Source organism: Enterobacter sp. PL_is511 (assembly GCF_055816065.1).
Map to the genome: position 1 here is coordinate 1,093,718 of NZ_JBVPGP010000024.1, position 18,371 is coordinate 1,112,088.

The following is an 18,371-nucleotide window of genomic DNA, read 5'->3' on the forward strand; positions in this document are numbered from 1 at the left end:
GTCTCTTCCTTCTGAAAAGTTGCCCCGAAGGGAATTACCACTGATAGCTTACGAAAATCTTGCCGTTACGACCGTCCTGCGGAATGCCCTGAGGTGACCAGTACGCTTTGTCGAAGGCGTTGCCGAGTACCAGCGTCGTGGTCACGCCTTTGAGTCGCTCCTGGCCTTTGTAGCTGACATAGAAGTCGTTGACCGCATAGCCCGGCTGCTCGCTGTAGCTGCTGCTGATATGCGTTGAGCGATCGACAAAGGTCCCAATCCAGCCGACGGAGAACCCGCTTTGCGCCACCGGAACGTCCAGCTTGCTGGTGACGGTATCCGGGTTGATGCTGGAGATGTACTCGCCCGTATCGGTGTCTTTCCCGCGCGTGCGGTTATAGGCCAGGTCGAGGCTGAAGAGGTCGGCCGAGTATTTTGCCATCATGTCCCAGCCCCAGATTCTGGCGTTCGGGACGTTATAAGACATGGTGGTTGCCGCCGCGAAATCGACGGTGGTGGAGATATAGTCTTTGGCTTTGGTATCGAAATAGCTGGCTTTAAACTCCAGCGCATCGTTGGCAAGCATCAGATCGTCAAAGCGCAGGCCAAAACCAAACTCCTGCGTTTCGTTGGTTTCCGGGCGCAGGTTCGGGTTGGGCACCCAGTAGTTGGTATAGAAGCGGCCAATGGAGAAGTGTTTGGCGTCGTTATACATCTCGCCCATGGTCGGCGCTCGGAAGGCCTGCGCGTAAGAGCCAAACAGCATCAGCCAGTCGGTCGGGCTGACGGTTAACCCGGCGCGGGATGACCACTTATCGGCATCCACATCGTTGTAGCCGTCGCTGCTGCCGCGGTAGTTGTCATAGCGCGTGCCGCCCAGCAGGGTAACAGGCAGATCGCGTAGGGTGATCTCATCCTGCAGCCAGCCGGAGCTGAAGTCGATTTTCGCGTCCGGGAAGCCGGTGGTTGCCCCGCCCGGATGCTGCTCCTGACGATAGTATTCCCCGCCGTAGGTCAGAAGGTGTGCTGCAACGGTGTCGCTGAACAGGCGGGTGCGGTTTTCCACCTTGCTGCCTTTGGTGGTCTGCTTGCGGAACTCGCCGCTGTTGTCGATATTCTGGGCATTAATGCGCGCTTCGGACCAGTAGACCTTCGCGTCGGCGTTCAGCCAGTCGTTACCTTCCGGGGCGATGCGGTAGCCCACCTGCGCGTCACGCTGAATGGTGGAGCGAGCGGTCATCGGGTTGCTGCTGTCCGCCCCGGTGGTTTGCGGGTTTTTCGGCTCCTGAGCGGCGTTATTGTAGTAGCGCAGGGAGCCGCTCAGGGTCTGGGCCGGGTCGAGTTTCCAGCTGCCTTTCGCCAGCATGTTGTTGATGGATTCGTCGTTAGGGGCGGTTGCTCCGTCGCTCTGGCGGATATCGCCGCGATCCCGGCTGGACCAGGCCACCAGACCGTCCAGGGTGTCGGTGCGGCCGTAGGCGCTGGCCCCCATCCCGAGGCTATGATCGCCCGTCGCGCCTGTTCCAAACACGCGGTAGCCGCTGTTATTACCCGGTTCGAGCAGATCGTTGGCGTCGGCGGTGTCATAGGAAATCACGCCGCCCAGCGCGCCGCTGCCGTACAGCAGTGCCGACGGGCCGCGAACCACTTCGATACGTTTAATCAGCGCCGGATCGAGGAAGGTGCTGTTCAGGTGGCCGGTATCGGTCCCCTGGCGAACGCCGTCAACCAGCACCAGCACGCCGCGACGGTCATAGCCGCGCAGGTTGACGTCCTGCCCGTTGGTGCGCCCGGTGCCGTCCAGCGTCAGACCGGGGACGTTACGCAGCAGGTCGGCCGCCGAGCTGGCGGTTTGTTTCTCCGGCGCGGTGGCGTCAATCACGCTCACCATCATGGGGGCTTCAAAGGCGCTGCGGGCGTTGCCCGTGGCGGTGACGGTAATGTCGTCTGTGGCGGCGAACGCGACGCCCGGCAGGGTGCTGACAATCGCCAGCGCCAGAAGTGACGGACGTAAAGATGCGGAAGGCAGGTGTGGCATAGCAACTCTCCATAAGAAGTGAAAAGCGCTGGCTGCCTGGGGGTTACCTGGGTGGCTGGCGAAGTTTTTTGTGTTGTTTATTTTGTGAGGATCAGTTTTCCGGCATGGGTCTGGCGCAGCAGATAGCGCTGACCGTCATGCTCGATAATGACCCGGCCCTCATCGCCGAGCAGGGTTTTGCTGTCAATCCGACGCTCGGTAGGGGCTGGTGCTGTGTCTGTTTTTGCTGGCGTTGCCGCGCTGTTATCCGTACGTGACATAATGTTTATAAATAACAATCAATGTAACAATGATAATCATTATCAATAAACTGCAAATTCACGGCAAGCATTTTTGTGAAAAAAGGGTGAGGGGATCAAATTTGGGGTGAGATGCGGTCTGATGCCCTCACCCCAACCCTCTCCCACAGGGAGAGGGAGAAGGACTGGATTTTAAAAGCGTGTGTCCACGGCTGCTGCGAGTTTCTCCAGCAGCAGTTCGCTGTCTTCCCAGCTCAGGCACGGGTCGGTGATCGACTGGCCGTACACCATCTGCTGTCCGGCAACGATTTTCTGCGTGCCTTCTTTGATAAAACTCTCGGCCATAATCCCTGCAACGGCGGTTGAACCTCTGCGGATCTGCTGGCAGATCTCGTCGCAGACGTCCAGCTGGCGGCGATGCTGCTTCTGGCAGTTGCCGTGGCTGAAATCCACCACCAGATGTTCCGGCAGGTCGAACTCGGCCAGCGTTTCACAGGCCGCCGCAATATCTTCGGCATGGTAATTGGGTTTCTTGCCGCCGCGCATAATGATGTGCCCGTACGGGTTACCGCTGGTCTGGTAAATGGTCATATGACCGCTTTTGTCCGGCGACAGGAACATGTGGCTGGCACGGGCTGCGCGGATGGCATCAACCGCGATACGGGTGTTGCCATCGGTCCCGTTTTTAAAGCCGACCGGACAGGAGAGGGCGGAGGCCATCTCACGGTGGATCTGGCTTTCGGTGGTGCGTGCGCCAATCGCGCCCCAGCTGATCAGATCGGCGATAAACTGCCCGGTCACCATATCGAGAAACTCGGTCGCCGTCGGCACGCCCAGCTCGTTGACCTGTAAAAGCAGCTTCCGCGCCAGCTCGATACCGTGGTTCACGCGATAGCTGCCGTTGAGGTCAGGATCGGAAATCAGCCCTTTCCAGCCCACCACGGTGCGCGGTTTTTCAAAGTAGGTGCGCATGACGATCTCAAGGCGATGTTGGTACTTATCCCGCAGTCCCTGAAGTCGTTTTGCATAATCCATCGCGGCATCCAGATCGTGGATGGAGCAAGGCCCAATCACCACCAGAAGACGTTTGTCTTCACCATTGAGGATTTTTTCAATGCGGCGGCGGGAAGCCGTCACGTGTTCCGCGACGGCGGCGGAAACAGGATGCCGCTGGGCCAGTTCAGCCGGCGTGACAAGGCTGTCAATGCGCGCAGTGCGGAGTTCATCGGTTTTATTCATGGAATGTCTCAGAAAATTTTTGCTTCATCGGCAGACTACCGGGAAGTGATGGGCATCACCTTAAACCAATCCCTGCTGATTTCAAGTTCGGGGCGACACCGCCCCGTGGTTGCAGATGATGATACCTGAATCTGAGCTAATGTACTAGCATATTAGTACATGCGGCGATTAAGCCCCATGATGTCGAGAATTTTGGTGGCAATTTCTTCAACCGAATAGTTGGTGCTGTTCAGCCACGGGATCTGGTTTTTGCGGTACAGCGCTTCCACTTCGGAGACCTCCATCCGGCACTGCCGCATAGAGGCGTAGCGACTGTTCTCGCGGCGCTCTTCGCGGATGGCTGCAAGGCGTTCCGGGTTGATCGTCAGGCCGAACAGCTTGTGCTGCAGCGGCTTAAGGGCGGCAGGCAGCACCAGGTTATCCATGTCATCAGCGATAAACGGGTAGTTTGCGGCGCGAATGCCAAACTGCATCGCCAGATAGAGGCTGGTCGGGGTTTTGCCGCAGCGCGACACGCCAAGCAGGATCACCTGCGCCTGGTCGAGATTACGCAGAGAGATACCGTCATCATGTGCAAGGGTGTAGTCAATGGCGGCGATACGCGCGTCGTACTTGGTCAGGTTGCCGGGGTTCAGCCCGTGGGTGCGGTGGGCGATAGGCGTCGGATCGAGCTTAAGTTCGCTTTGCAGCGGAGCCACCAGCGCCTGCACGATATCCTGGCAGAAGCCTTCACTCTGCAGAATGATGGAGCGAATCTCGGGGATCACGATCGAGTAGAACACCAGCGGGCGGACGCCGGTCTGCTGGTAGATGGCGTCAATCTGGTCCTTCACCGCTTTGGCGCGGCTCTCGTTTTCGACAAACGGCAGCGTGATGCTGTTAATCGAAACGGGAAACTGCGACATCACCGCGTGGCCCAGGACCTCGGCGGTGATCGCCGTACCATCAGAAATATAAAAAACGTGGCGATCGACAGCACTATCCATTTTACTCACCCTGAATATCAGACCTAATTGTCTGAAAGCATAAATTAAAAAAGTAAATTACACAGCAAAGAACTTATCTTAATTATAAATGAAACGGCGTTTTTGATTTTCCTGAAAAGTGGATTTCATTTTTCAAATAGCGACTTTATTTTTGGGGTTTCTGGCTGAAAATATAGGAATCATCGGGTTAATGCCTGGTGGGAAAGTATCCGAAAAGTTGAAATTTTAAATTGCTTACACGATTCACCGTTTTTTTAGCGCTAATAAATATGCCAGTATAAATACGTAGTCAGGTGTTACTTACTCCGATCAAATATCACAAAAGGATTGTTTCGATGTCCAACAATGGCTCGTCACCGCTGGTGCTTTGGTATAACCAACTCGGCATGAATGATGTAGACAGAGTTGGGGGCAAAAATGCCTCCCTGGGTGAAATGATTACAAATCTGTCGGGTATGGGTGTCTCCGTACCGAATGGGTTTGCCACCACCGCCGATGCCTTTAACCTGTTTTTAGACCAGAGCGGTGTTAACCAGCGCATTTACGACCTGCTGGATAAAACGGATATTGATGACGTTACCGAGCTTGCCAAAGCCGGGGCGCAGATCCGCCAGTGGATCATCGACACACCTTTCCAGCCGGAACTGGAAAAAGCCATTCACGACGCGTACAACCAGCTCTCTGCTGACGATGCGCAGGCCTCCTTTGCCGTGCGTTCCTCTGCGACCGCAGAAGATATGCCGGACGCCTCGTTTGCCGGGCAGCAGGAAACCTTCCTGAACGTCCAGGGTTACGATGCGGTGCTGGTGGCGGTGAAGCACGTGTTTGCTTCCCTGTTCAACGACCGTGCCATCTCCTATCGCGTGCACCAGGGCTACGACCATCGCGGCGTCGCGCTCTCCGCTGGCGTGCAGCGCATGGTGCGCTCGGACGTGGGCTCATCCGGCGTGATGTTCTCCATTGATACCGAATCCGGCTTCGACCAGGTGGTGTTTATCACCTCCGCGTGGGGTCTGGGTGAGATGGTCGTGCAGGGCGCGGTAAACCCTGACGAATTCTATGTCCATAAGCCTACGCTGGCCGCTGGCCGTCCGTCGGTGGTGCGCCGCACCATGGGCTCGAAAAAAATCCGCATGGTCTATGCCCCGACCCAGGAGCATGGCAAGCAGGTTAAAATTGAAGATGTACCGCAGGAACAGCGAGACCGCTTCTCCCTGACCGACGCCGAAGTGCAGGAGCTGGCGAAGCAGGCGGTGCAGATTGAAAAACACTACGGCCGTCCGATGGATATCGAATGGGCGAAAGACGGGAACACCGGCAAGCTGTTTATCGTGCAGGCGCGTCCGGAAACCGTCCGCTCACGCGGTCAGGTAATGGAGCGTTATACGCTGCACGCCCAGGGCAAAATCGTGGCGGAAGGCCGTGCCATCGGTCACCGCATCGGTGCCGGTCCGGTCAAAGTGATCCACGACATTAGCGAAATGAACCGTATTGAGCCAGGCGACGTGCTGGTGACCGACATGACCGACCCGGACTGGGAACCGATCATGAAGAAAGCGGCGGCTATCGTCACCAACCGCGGCGGTCGTACCTGTCACGCGGCGATCATTGCCCGCGAGCTGGGCATCCCTGCGGTTGTCGGCTGCGGTGACGCCACCGAGCGCATGAAGGACGGACAGAACGTAACCGTCTCCTGTGCCGAGGGCGATACCGGCTACGTGTACGCCGATATCCTCGACTTCAGCGTGAAGAGCTCAAGCGTGGATACCATGCCGGACCTGCCGCTGAAGATTATGATGAACGTCGGCAACCCGGACCGCGCGTTTGACTTCGCCTGCCTGCCGAACGAAGGCGTTGGTCTGGCGCGTCTGGAATTTATCATCAACCGTATGATCGGCGTTCACCCGCGTGCGCTGCTGGAGTTTGACGACCAGGATCCGAAGCTGCAGAACGAAATCCGCGAGATGATGAAAGGCTACGACTCGCCGAGAGAGTTCTACGTCGGCCGTCTGACCGAAGGGATCGCGACGCTGGGCGCCGCCTTCTATCCGAAACGCGTGATCGTGCGTCTGTCTGACTTTAAGTCTAACGAATACGCCAACCTGGTCGGCGGCGAGCGCTACGAGCCGGAGGAAGAGAACCCGATGCTGGGCTTCCGCGGGGCCGGACGCTACGTGTCCGACAGCTTCCGCGACTGCTTCGCGCTGGAGTGTGAAGCGGTGAAGCGCGTGCGCAACGACATGGGGCTGACCAACGTGGAGATCATGATCCCGTTCGTGCGTACCGTAGATCAGGCGAAAGCCGTTGTGGACGAGCTGGCGCGTCAGGGGCTGAAGCGCGGCGAGAACGGGCTGAAGATCATCATGATGTGTGAAATTCCGTCCAACGCCCTGCTGGCCGAGCAGTTCCTGGAGCACTTCGACGGCTTCTCTATCGGTTCGAACGACATGACGCAGCTGACGCTGGGTCTGGACCGCGATTCCGGCGTGGTCTCCGAGCTGTTCGACGAGCGTAACGAGGCGGTGAAAGCGCTGCTCTCCATGTCCATCCGCGCGGCGAAGAAGCAGGGTAAATACGTCGGGATTTGTGGTCAGGGTCCATCCGACCATGAAGACTTTGCCGCATGGCTGATGGAAGAGGGGATTGATAGCCTGTCCCTGAACCCGGACACCGTGGTGCAAACCTGGCTGAGCCTGGCGGAACTGAACAAGTAACGCCGCGCTGACCCGAAAAGGCGAGGATATTATTCCTCGCCTTTTTTATTTCCCCCTCTTATTTGCTCCCCATCACAAATAAAGTAAAAAACCAAATATCATAATTTGCCTGTCAATTTAGACAATTGTTAGCGCGCAAACCGTTGCTAATACTTGAGCCTTACATGCGCATTTCCCTTCAGATGATGCGCAACTGGTTGAAATACGTTTTAACCTGATAAAAAGGCAAATAACAATGACACTCTCCTCTGTATTGCGTACCAAAGATAAAATAGGTTATGGCTTAGGTGATATGGCCAGCGCGCTGGTCTGGCAAACGGCAACGTTATTTCTCGCCTATTTCTATACGGACGTTTTTGGGCTGCCCGCCGCGATTATGGGCACCATGTTTTTAGTGGTGCGCGTGGTTGATGCGTTTGTCGACCCGTGCATTGGCGCCCTGGTGGATCGCACCCAGACGCGTCACGGTCGTTTCCGTCCCTGGCTGCTGTGGTTCGCCATTCCGTTTGGCGTAAGCTGCCTTATCACTTTCTATGTACCGGACGTGGGACCGACGGCGAAAATCGTTTATGCCTGCCTGACCTACGCGATCTTAAGCCTGATTTACTCCGCCATTAACGTGCCTTACTGCGCCATGCCTGGCGCGCTGACGTTAGACCCGCGCGAGCGTCACTCCCTGCAGTCGTGGCGTTTTGGCCTGTCGTTTATCGGCGGGTTGATTGTGACGGTCATCGCCCTGCCGCTGGTTTCATTGTTAGGTCAGGGCAACGTGCAGAAAGGCTATTTCTATGCCATGAGCCTGATGGGGCTGCTGGGCATTGTGCTTTTTTACTGCTGTTTCCTGATGACCCGCGAGCGCTATTCGCCGCGCAATGATACCTCCGGCTCCATGCTCACCGATTTAAAACTGCTGGCCGGTAACAGCCAGTGGCGTATTGTGTTCCTGTTTAATATTTTGCTGTTAACGGCGGTGGTGACGCGCGGTTCCGCCACGATGTATTACGTGAACTACGTGCTGTTGCGTCCGGATCTGGTTTTTGCCTTTATTGTTTCCGGAATGGTCGCTTCCTTAAGCGGCGCTTTATTATCTGAACGGCTGCTGGGGAAATTTGATCGCGTACGCGCCTATCAGTGGACCATTATTTCCTTCGTGATTTTCGGCGCGCTGATTTTCTTCCTGCCGCCTTCACAGGTGTGGCTGATTTTTGGCCTCAACATCGTCTTTAGCTTTGTGCAAAACCTGACCACGCCGCTGCAGTGGACCATGTTCTCCGATGTGGTCGACTACGAAGAGCACCGCAGCGGTCGTCGCCTGGACGGGCTGGTCTTCTCCACCGCGCTGTTTGCCATCAAATTCGGCCTGGCGCTGGGTGGGGCGGTGGTCGGCTGGGTGCTTGGCATGGTGGATTACGCCCCGGGACAGGCAACTCAGGCACCCCACGTACTCTCTACGATTAACGCGCTGTTCACCCTTATCCCGTGCGCGCTGTTCCTCTGCATGGTCGCGCTGCTTGCCATCTACAAGCTCAACAGCCGGCTGGTGGATTCCATCGCCCGGGAGCTGGCCAGCAAGCGTGAGGTAAGACCCGACGCGGGGCAGCTCAGCCCGGTAACCCCTTCCGCACTACAGGAGTAAAATATGACTGCTATCTATAAGGACGCGGGACGTCCCGTGCACGAGCGCGTCGCCGATTTACTGGCGCGTATGACCCCGGAAGAGAAGTTCGCCCAGATGCATGCGTACTGGCTGATCCTCGATGAAAACGGCAACCACCGCGAGCGCAGCGATCTCAGCGATGAATTCGCCGGCGTGAGCGAGCAGGCCGCGCTGAGCGAACGGCTAAAGCTGGGCGTCGGGCAGATCACCCGTCCGCTGGGTACCCACATCGTTGATGCGAAAACCGGCGTGCGCGCCGCGAACCGCCTGCAGCGGATGATGATGGAAGAGACGCGCCTCGGCATCCCGGCGTTGTTTCATGAAGAGTGTCTGGTGGGGCTGCTGTGTAAAGACGCCACCCTGTTCCCGTCGTCGCTGAACTACGGCTCTACCTGGGATCCGGAACTGGTGCAGCGCGCGGCAGAGCAGATCGGTAAAGAGGCACGGTCCGTCGGCTGCCAGCAGGGGCTGGCCCCGGTGCTGGACGTGTCCCGCGACGTGCGCTGGGGGCGGACCGAAGAGACCTTCGGCGAGGATCCGTGGCTGGTGGGCGTGATGGCGACCGCCTACGTGAAGGGCTTACAGGGCGATAAGCGCGACCTGCTGGCGACCCTAAAACATTACGTTGGCCACTCGTTTAGCGAGGGCGCGCGCAACCATGCCCCGGTGCACCTTGGGTTCAGCGAGCTGAACGATACCTTCCTGCTGCCGTTTGAAATGGCGGTCAAGCTGGCAAACGCCGGGTCGGTCATGCCCGCCTATCACGATATCGACAATCAGCCGGGGCACAGCGACAGCTTCCTGCTGACTACCGTCCTGCGCGAACAGTGGGGATTCGACGGGATTATTGTGGCGGACTACGGCGGCGTCAGCCTGCTGCACCAGCATCACGGGATTTCCCACGATGCGTCCGAATCCGCCGCGCTGGCGTTCAACGCCGGGCTGGACGTTGAGCTGCCGAAAGACGACTGCGCGCGCCATCTGGCGGACGCCGTTGAGCGCGGGCTGATTTCTATGACCAGGGTGGATGAGATCGTGGCGCGCGTGCTGACCGAAAAATTCCGCCTGGGCCTGTTTGAAAACCCGTACGCGGATGAGAATGGTATCGATCTGCAGAATGACACCACCCGACAGGTTGCGCGGGAGGTGGCGACGAAATCGGTCACGCTGCTGGAAAACAACGGTATTTTACCGCTCGGCGGTAAGCCCCGCGTGGCGGTGGTGGGGCCGACGGCAGACGATCCGCTGGCGCTGCTCAGCGGCTACAGCTTCCCGGTGCATCTGATCATCAGCGATATGGTGGAAGAGACCTCGCAGGTCACGACCCCGCGCGCGGCGCTGGAGCAGTATCTCGGGGCATCGAACGTCCGCTATGCCAAAGGGTGCCACATCATCGAGAAACGGATGGCGGGCGCGCCGGTCTTCCCTGGCGACAGCGGCAGCAAACCGATGCAGCAGTCGCCGGTCTCGCAAAGTACCGCATTGATCCCCGAGGCCGTGAACGCGGCGCAGGAGAGTGACGTGGTGGTCGCCTGCGTGGGCGATCTCGCCGGGCTGTTCCAGAGCGGCACCGTGGGGGAAGGTTCCGACACCGACTCCCTGAATCTGCCGGGCGTGCAGCAACAGCTGCTGGATGCTCTGGTGGCGACGGGCAAACCGGTGATTGTCGTGATGACCGGCGGCCGTCCGTACAACCTTCAGGGGCTGGAAGATAAGGTCGCGGCGCTAATAATGGCGTGGGCGCCGGGGCAGGAAGGGGGCTGGGCGATTGCGGATGTGTTAACCGGGCGTGCGGAGCCGCAGGGGCGTCTGGTTGTGAGCGTGCCGAAAAGCGCCGGGGCAATGCCGTATTACTACAATCACAAGCTCAAAAGCGGCGGCACGCCGTTTGCGTTCCACTTTGGTTCGCGTTACCCGTTTGGCTTCGGCCTCGGCTGGACGACGTTTAGCTGGGGGGCTGTCCGCGTAGCTGAAACCAGCGTGCCGGTTGACGGCGAGGTGACGCTGAGCGTGGATATCACCAATACCGGAGAGCGCAGCGGCAGCGAGGTGGTGCAGGTTTACGTCAGGGATAAGGTCGCCACCCAGGTACGGCCGCTCCAGGAGCTGAAGGCCTTCCAGCGCGTCACGCTCTCGCCGGGCGAAACCGCCGCGCTCAGCTTTACGCTATCGGTTGAGATGTTCAACTTTACCCGCCGGGACGGGAAACGCATCGTTGAGCCGGGCGAGTTTGAACTGCAGGTTGGCGCATCGTCGGCGGATATCCGCGAGAGGGTGACGGTCAGGGTGACCGGGGAAACCCGCGTGCTGCCCGCCGAGTGGCGGATGCTCAGTACCTGTAACGTGACACGCGCGTAGTCAGGATAAAAAAAAGCCCATCGTGGGAGATGGGCAAAGACTACACACAGCAATTCGTTGTTTCACTCAGGGGATTTCCATGCTTATAAATCAAGGTGTTGATTTATAACCGTGAGCTAATAGTAGGCATTGTGATCTTTAGCGTCGATCAGATTCGTCTCAATAGTTAAAGATGCGTAAAGATTTCTTGAGGTTAATCGCGGGTTTAATGCACAAACGGCGGGTCTGACCAGTGTTCAACGAATAAATACTTTAGCAGCGTTAAAGTATTGTGAGGGGGAATGTAGGCCGGGTAAGCGTTAGCGCCACCCGGCAAAAAACTTAATGCGTGTTCTTCTCTTCCAGCTCTTCCAGTTCGCTCAGAATCACGTCCGGGTCTGTTCCCGGAGGTGGAATTTCATGCACCCAGGCGGAGAACAGGCGCCAGGTAACGGCGAGCAGCACCGGGCCAATAAACAGGCCAATCATGCCAAAGGCAATCAGACCGCCAATGACGCCGGAGAGGATCAGGATCAGCGGCAGGTCAGCACCCATACGGATGAGGATCGGACGAATGACGTTATCCATGGTGCCGACCACGCAGCTCCAGACCAGCAGCACCGTTCCCCACGTGGTGTCACCCGTCCAGTACAGCCAGATAATGCAGGGAACCAGCACCAGCAGCGGCCCCAGTTGCGCAAGACAGGTCATCAGCATGACAACGGTAAATACGGTGGCGTACGGTACGCCAGAAATCGCCAGACCGATACCGCCCAGCACCGCCTGCACCAGCGCGGTGACCACCACGCCCAGCGCAACCGCGCGCACGGCCTGCGCAGCCAGCAGTACCGCAGCATCACCGCGTTTGCCCGCCAGGCGGGTGGCAAAATGACGAACGCCTAAAGCGACCTGCTCGCCGCGCCAGTAGAGCAGGGCGCTGAAGAGCAGCATCAGGGTACAGTGCATCATAAACCGGCCGATATGTGCCGCCTGACCGACAAACCAGGTGGTTGTGGTGCCAATGTACGGGCGGACTTTTGCCATCAGCGCGCTGCCGCCCATCTCCAGCAGGCTATGCCAGCCGCTGTAGAGCTTGGCGCCCACCACCGGAATGCTGTTCAGCCAGGCCAGATCCGGCAGCGTCAGGTCACCGCTGCTAATGGCACGAATAACCGGGCCACTGGAATCCACCAGGCTATTCACCAGCAGGGCAATCGGAATAATAAACAGCAGGAACAGCAGGAGCGTCATGACCAGCACGGCTAACCCGCGGCGGCCGAACAGCAGCTTCTGCAAGCGCAGCAGCAGAGGCCACGTGGCCACGACCACGGTCGCGGCCCAGGCGAAGCCGAGAATAAAGGGTTGAACAATCCACAGACACGCAATAATCATGAGGGCCAGAAACAGCACCGACAGTAAAATTTGCGCAACATCCCTGGGCTGGCGAAGATTGACCATAAATGAAACTTTCCTTAAAAGAACGCCAGTACGACTGGCGGGAACGGAAAACCGCGTCTCTCTAATCATTGATGATCTCGGCGGTTTTTGACAGGCGGATTTTGCCTGTAATTCAGCAGAGATTATAAGAAAAAAATGTGATAAAACTTTCCAGACACAACGCAAACGATTTTATACACAAAATCATTCGAGTTGCATCAAGGCGGCAAGTCTGAGAATCCCCAGGAGCTTACTGAAGTAAGTGACTGGGGTGAGCAGACGCAGCCAACGCAGAGGCAGCTCGAAGGATGACGTGTATATACAACTCTAATTAGGGTCGACAGTTATGATCCCACAGATTTCTCAGGCACCTGGCGTCGTTCAGCTGGTGCTTAATTTTTTGCAGGCACTGGAGCAACAGGGTTTTACAGGTGATACCGCCACGAACTATGCCGACAGGCTGACGATGGCGACCGATAACAGTATTTACCAGCTTCTTCCCGATGCCGTGGTTTTCCCTCGTTCAACGGCCGACGTGGCGCTTATCGCCCGGCTGGCGACGCAGGAGCGCTTTGCTTCACTGGTCTTTACGCCGCGCGGCGGCGGCACCGGGACCAATGGTCAGGCGCTGAACCAGGGCATCATTGTTGATATGTCGCGCTATATGAACCGCATCATTGAGATCAACCCGGAAGAGGGGTGGGTGCGGGTCGAAGCGGGCGTTATCAAAGATCAGCTTAATCAGTATCTCAAGCCTTACGGCTACTTTTTCGCCCCGGAGCTTTCCACCAGTAACCGCGCGACCCTTGGCGGGATGATCAACACGGATGCCTCCGGTCAGGGCTCGCTGGTCTACGGTAAAACCTCCGATCACGTGCTGGGCGTGCGTGCCGTTCTGCTGGGCGGCGATATCCTCGATACCCAGTCGATGCCGGTCGAACTGGCGGAAACGCTGGGTAAAGATAACACCGCCAGCGGACGCATCTATCGTACCGTGCTGGAACGCTGCCGCGACAACCGCCAGCTTATTCTCGATAAGTTCCCCAAACTAAACCGCTTCCTGACCGGGTATGACCTGCGTCACGTCTTTAACGACGACCTGACCCAGTTTGATTTAACCCGCGTGCTGACCGGTTCCGAAGGGACGCTGGCGTTTATCACCGAGGCGCGGCTGGATATCACCCGCTTGCCGAAGGTGCGTCGTCTGGTGAACGTTAAGTATGACTCCTTCGACTCCGCGCTGCGCAATGCGCCGTTTATGGTGGAAGCGAAAGCGCTGTCGGTGGAAACGGTCGACTCCAAAGTGCTTAATCTGGCCAGGGAAGACATTGTCTGGCACTCCGTCAGCGAGCTGATTACCGACGTGCCGGATAAAGAGATGCTCGGTCTCAATATCGTGGAGTTTGCCGGCGATGATGCGGAGCTGATTGAGCGCCAGGTCACCACGCTCTGCCAGCGTCTGGATGAGTTGATTGCGCAGGGCCAGGGCGGCGTGATCGGCTGGCAGCTCTGTAACGATCTGGCCGGGATTGAGCGTATCTATGCGATGCGTAAAAAAGCCGTGGGCCTGCTCGGCAATGCAAAAGGGGCGGCGAAGCCCATTCCCTTTGCCGAAGACACCTGCGTGCCGCCTGAGCATCTGGCGGATTACATCGTTGAGTTTCGCGCCCTGCTGGACAGCCACGGCCTGAGCTATGGCATGTTCGGCCACGTCGATGCCGGGGTACTGCACGTGCGTCCGGCGCTGGATATGTGCGACCCGCAGCAGGAGATTCTGATGAAGCAGATCTCCGACGACGTGGTGGCCTTAACCGCCAAATACGGCGGTCTGCTCTGGGGAGAGCACGGGAAAGGGTTCCGCGCGGAATACAGCCCGGCATTCTTCGGCGAACAGCTCTACGCGGAGCTGCGCAAGGTGAAAGCGGCTTTCGACCCGCATAACCGCCTCAACCCGGGTAAAATCTGCCCGCCTGAAGGCGTGGACGCGCCAATGCTGCAGGTGGATGCCGTCAAGCGCGGCACCTACGACAGACAGATCCCGATTGCGGTGCGCTCCTCCTGGCGCGGCGCGATGGAGTGCAACGGCAACGGCCTGTGCTTTAACTTTGATGTGAAAAGCCCGATGTGTCCGTCGATGAAAATCACCAGCAACCGTATCCACTCGCCAAAAGGGCGGGCGACGCTGGTGCGCGAGTGGCTGCGTCTGCTGGCCGACCGCGGGGTGGATCCGCTCAGGCTGGAGCAGGAGCTGCCGGAAAAACGGGCCAGCCTGCGCTCGCTGATTGAGCGCACCCGCAACAGCTGGCATGCCAACAAGGGCGAGTATGATTTCTCCCATGAGGTGAAAGAGGCGATGTCCGGCTGTCTGGCCTGTAAAGCCTGCTCCACCCAGTGCCCGATTAAAATCGACGTGCCGGAATTCCGCTCGCGCTTCCTGCAGCTTTATCACACCCGCTACCTCCGCCCGGTGCGCGACCATCTGGTGGCGACGGTGGAAAGCTACGCGCCGCTGATGGCGCGCGCGCCGAAGACGTTCAACTTCTTTATCAACCAGCCGCTGGTGCGCAAGCTCTCCGAAAAACACATCGGCATGGTCGATCTGCCGCTGCTGTCGGTACCGTCTCTGCAGCGCCAGCTCGTCGGGCATCGCTCGGCGAACATGACCCTTGAGCAGCTGGAGGCACTCACGCCTGAGCAAAAAACGAAGGTGGTGCTGGTGGTGCAGGATCCGTTTACCAGCTACTACGATGCGCAGGTTGTGGCCGATTTCGTCCGTCTGGCGGAGAAAGTGGGTTACCAGCCGGTTGTGCTGCCGTTCTCCCCGAATGGCAAGGCGCAGCACATTAAAGGTTTCCTGAACCGCTTTGCGAAGACCGCGCAGAAAACGTCTGACTTCCTGAATCGCGTGGCGCAACTCGGGATACCGATGGTCGGCGTCGATCCGGCGCTGGTGCTGTGCTATCGCGATGAATACAAGCAGACCCTGGGCGATAAGCGCGGCGATTTCAACGTGATGCTGGTGCACGAGTGGCTGCCGATAGCGCTGGAAGATAAGGCTGTTCAGGATGTCAGCGGTGAACCGTGGTATCTGTTCGGTCACTGCACGGAAGTGACCGCGCTGCCGGGTGCCCCCGCGCAGTGGGCGTCTGTCTTTGCCCGCTTCGGTGCGAAGCTGGAGAGCGTCAGCGTCGGCTGCTGCGGGATGGCCGGTACCTACGGACACGAAGTGAAAAACCACGCCAACTCGCTCGGCATCTATGAGCTGTCCTGGCATCAGGCGATGCAGCGTTTGCCGCGAAACCGCTGTCTGGCGACGGGTTACTCCTGCCGCAGCCAGGTAAAACGGGTAGAAGGCAACGGTGTACGTCACCCATTGCAGGCTTTACTGGAGATAATTGGATGATCTGGAAACGTGCCGTGACGCTGCAGGCGCTGAACGCCATGGGCGAGGGGAACATGGTGGGGCTGCTGGATATCCAGTTTATCCGCATTGGCGACGATGAGATTGAGGCCACCATGCCCGTCGATAGTCGCACCCACCAGCCGTTTGGTTTATTGCACGGCGGAGCGTCCGTCGTGCTGGCCGAAACGCTGGGCTCGGTGGCGGGGTATCTCTGCACCGAAGGGGAGCAGAAGGTTGTCGGACTTGAGGTGAATGCTAACCATATTCGCTCGGTGCGCAGCGGACGCGTGCGCGGTGTTTGCCGCGCGCTGCACGCCGGAAGCCGCCATCAGGTGTGGCAAATAGATATTCTCGATGAGCAGGATCGCCTGTGCTGCTCGTCGCGGCTGACCACGGCGGTTGTGTAAAGTTTTCAGATGTCTTGCCTTTGGTCAAAAACTAGCCAGCGCGTTGTGGTATACTGGTCAGGTTTTGTACATAAGTGAGGACATCATGGATACTGAAATAACCCCAACACAGCTGGCAATTGAATATTTACGTCGCGATAAGAGCAACCTGTCTCCGGCGCAGTACCTGAAAAAGCTGAAACAGCTTGAGCTGGAATTTACAGATTTGCTGGCGCTCTCTTCAAATGAGTTGAAAGAAGAGATCTACTTTGCCTGGCGGTTGGGCGTTCACGTCCATTGAGTACATGAGAATAAAAGGGCCGCGAATGCGGCCTTTTTTGTGTCTGACATTCAGTATCGGGCGGGGAGTTTATTGATTTTGATGAGCCTGCCTTCTTCCATTTCGATGAATCCGCCGGTTTTTAAATCCGCCAGAATGCGCATCACGCCGCTGCGGGAGAGCTGGGTTTTCTCTCTGATATACCTTTCCGCCGTCACGCTGAGCCGATAACTCTCATCTTCCTCCATCAGCTTGACCAGCTGCTGGCGAATCATCTCATACGCCGTCGGCGCGCCCTGCGGCATCACGTTGTTATAAAGACGGCTATACACAAAGATGAGCTGCTTAGAAAGCAGTCCCCATAGCGCCTTCTCTTTGATAATTTCATTCACCCGCTCGGTGGTGAGCGTCCCTATCAGACAAGGGCTGACGGTCTTAATATAATCATTGAAATAGATGTCGGTCAGGTTGGCGAGGCCGAATACGGCCGGACTGCGAGCCGTAGACAGCATCATGTCATCGCTTCTTCTGTAGATGGCGATGGTTCCTTCGAGAATTAAATAGCACATGCCCTGACCGTTAATTTGCAGGTCCAGCCGCTCGCCGCGGGCGGTATGTCGCGTTGTGCAATCAGGCAACAGGTGTGAAATAAGCTCTTGCGCGTAGGGAGAACCCCGTTGAGACTTTTCTGGAAGGGACATGGCAGCCGACAACCTTAAAAATAACCTGGCTAATTATAGCGCTTCTCCCGGGTACAGGCACGCTGGCTATCAATATTTTCGCGGCAGATGATGAATGTCAAGCAGCACCCCACGTTCCATGGTGATGTACTTCCCGTTCCGCAGTTCTGCCAGAATACGCATAATTCCGCTACGTGAAAGATAGGTCCTGCTTTTGATGTACGCGGCGGCCGTCGTATTTTTCCGTATGGCATCGGGCTCCTGCATGAGTTCAACAAGCTGGAAGCGAATGATGTCGTAGGCAGACATTTGCGATATTTGCGCGCAGTGCTCATACACCCGTGAGGCCGTATAAATCAGCAGCTTTGAAAAGTGCTCCCATAAATCCTGCTGCGCAACAATCTGATTAAACGTCTCCAGCGACACGCGGGCGATTTCTGCCGTCTCCAGGGCCCTGACATAGAGATGCTCCGAAGAAAATTGACTGCTGACGCCAAGAATAAAAGGCGCTGATTCAGAGTTTAAAACAATGCCGTCGCCGCGACGATGAAGCGCCACGCTTCCCTGGAGAAGTAAAAAACACTGGCGCACATCATCTTTATAATAATGTACGGTTTCTCCCCGACAGATGACCATTCTGTTCGCAGCAGGTAGCACTGATTTAATCAGGGCATCTATATGGATAAACGGTTTTAAACCCAGAACGGTTGATTCGTGGTTATTCAATGGCGTGGTTAAACGCGTATTCATAAGATACCTCACAGCGACTACGGGTCTGATCGTTTTTTAATCTGCCTGGAGAATTATCTTAAAAATGAAGGAGTCAGGGAATATTTCGGTAAGGTCCAAAAGTAGACCGTTGAGCATCTGATATCTAACACCTTGAATGAAAACATAAAGACGATCAAGTCTACTAATAGACCAGGAAATAAGACGTAAGCGTATCCTGAAAGAAATGTTGAAATTACGTTAAATCAGAGTCTACAGCTAGACCAT

At 57.1% G+C, this 18,371-nt stretch carries 13 protein-coding genes and 1 other RNA gene; 6 read left to right on the forward strand and 8 right to left on the reverse strand.

Annotation, left to right across the window (positions count from 1 at the left end; genetic code table 11):
• Positions 1-34: 34 nt before the first annotated feature.
• The 4 genes from AC0TN7_RS20780 to ppsR form a co-directional block, all read right to left on the reverse strand.
• Entirely contained in the window at positions 35-2,017 is a 1,983-nt protein-coding gene (locus AC0TN7_RS20780) for a TonB-dependent hemoglobin/transferrin/lactoferrin family receptor (RefSeq protein ID WP_473702390.1), read from the reverse strand.
• Between the two features lie 77 nt (positions 2,018-2,094).
• The gene (gene hemP / locus AC0TN7_RS20785; protein WP_024909414.1) at positions 2,095-2,277 is read right to left on the reverse strand and encodes a hemin uptake protein HemP; all 183 of its coding nucleotides are present in this window, start codon (positions 2,275-2,277) and stop codon (positions 2,095-2,097) included.
• A gap of 171 nt (positions 2,278-2,448) precedes the next feature.
• Positions 2,449-3,495, reverse strand: coding sequence for a 3-deoxy-7-phosphoheptulonate synthase AroH (aroH, locus tag AC0TN7_RS20790; RefSeq protein ID WP_473702391.1), 1,047 nt, complete (start codon positions 3,493-3,495; stop codon positions 2,449-2,451).
• Between the two features lie 152 nt (positions 3,496-3,647).
• Positions 3,648-4,481, reverse strand: a complete 834-nt coding sequence (gene ppsR, locus AC0TN7_RS20795; RefSeq protein WP_023311315.1) for a posphoenolpyruvate synthetase regulatory kinase/phosphorylase PpsR — start codon at positions 4,479-4,481, stop codon at positions 3,648-3,650.
• Between the two features lie 335 nt (positions 4,482-4,816).
• Between ppsR and ppsA the strand changes: the two genes are divergently transcribed.
• The 3 genes from ppsA to AC0TN7_RS20810 all read left to right on the forward strand — a co-directional run bounded on the left by ppsA (position 4,817) and on the right by AC0TN7_RS20810 (position 11,210).
• Complete coding sequence (gene ppsA / locus AC0TN7_RS20800) at positions 4,817-7,195, forward strand: phosphoenolpyruvate synthase (RefSeq protein WP_473702392.1); 2,379 nt, start codon at positions 4,817-4,819, stop codon at positions 7,193-7,195.
• 235 nt (positions 7,196-7,430) lie between these two features.
• Positions 7,431-8,831 carry an MFS transporter gene (locus AC0TN7_RS20805; protein ID WP_473702393.1) on the forward strand — a complete coding sequence of 467 codons (1,401 nt, stop codon included), beginning with the start codon at positions 7,431-7,433 and terminating at the stop codon, positions 8,829-8,831.
• Between the two features lie 3 nt (positions 8,832-8,834).
• On the forward strand, positions 8,835-11,210 hold the full coding sequence (locus tag AC0TN7_RS20810) for a glycoside hydrolase family 3 N-terminal domain-containing protein (RefSeq protein WP_473702394.1): 2,376 nt from the start codon (positions 8,835-8,837) through the stop codon (positions 11,208-11,210).
• A gap of 5 nt (positions 11,211-11,215) precedes the next feature.
• Here the strand turns inward: AC0TN7_RS20810 and rprA are convergent.
• Both rprA and ydiK read right to left on the reverse strand, forming a co-directional pair.
• Positions 11,216-11,323, reverse strand: an RNA gene (gene rprA, locus AC0TN7_RS20815) — antisense sRNA RprA.
• Positions 11,324-11,531: 208 nt separating this feature from the next.
• On the reverse strand, positions 11,532-12,647 hold the full coding sequence (gene ydiK, locus AC0TN7_RS20820; protein WP_061715441.1) for an AI-2E family transporter YdiK: 1,116 nt from the start codon (positions 12,645-12,647) through the stop codon (positions 11,532-11,534).
• Positions 12,648-12,972: 325 nt separating this feature from the next.
• On the opposite strand from ydiK, the gene ydiJ reads away from it, so the two are divergent.
• From ydiJ to AC0TN7_RS20835, 3 genes are all read left to right on the forward strand, one after another.
• Complete coding sequence (gene ydiJ / locus AC0TN7_RS20825) at positions 12,973-16,029, forward strand: D-2-hydroxyglutarate dehydrogenase YdiJ (RefSeq protein WP_473702395.1); 3,057 nt, start codon at positions 12,973-12,975, stop codon at positions 16,027-16,029.
• A complete protein-coding gene (gene menI, locus AC0TN7_RS20830) occupies positions 16,026-16,436 on the forward strand; it encodes a 1,4-dihydroxy-2-naphthoyl-CoA hydrolase (protein ID WP_023311321.1) in 411 nt (136 codons plus the stop codon). The genes ydiJ and menI overlap by 4 nt, the downstream gene beginning before the upstream one ends.
• 85 nt (positions 16,437-16,521) lie before the next feature.
• On the forward strand, positions 16,522-16,716 hold the full coding sequence (locus AC0TN7_RS20835; protein WP_003857766.1) for a YdiH family protein: 195 nt from the start codon (positions 16,522-16,524) through the stop codon (positions 16,714-16,716).
• A 50-nt stretch (positions 16,717-16,766) separates the two neighbouring features.
• On the opposite strand, the gene AC0TN7_RS20840 is transcribed toward AC0TN7_RS20835, so the two are convergent.
• Together AC0TN7_RS20840 and AC0TN7_RS20845 are read right to left on the reverse strand one after the other, a co-directional pair.
• Complete coding sequence (locus AC0TN7_RS20840) at positions 16,767-17,396, reverse strand: helix-turn-helix domain-containing protein (RefSeq protein ID WP_024909408.1); 630 nt, start codon at positions 17,394-17,396, stop codon at positions 16,767-16,769.
• Between the two features lie 69 nt (positions 17,397-17,465).
• A complete protein-coding gene (locus AC0TN7_RS20845) occupies positions 17,466-18,125 on the reverse strand; it encodes a winged helix-turn-helix transcriptional regulator (protein WP_024909407.1) in 660 nt (219 codons plus the stop codon).
• Between the last annotated feature and the right edge of the window lie 246 nt (positions 18,126-18,371).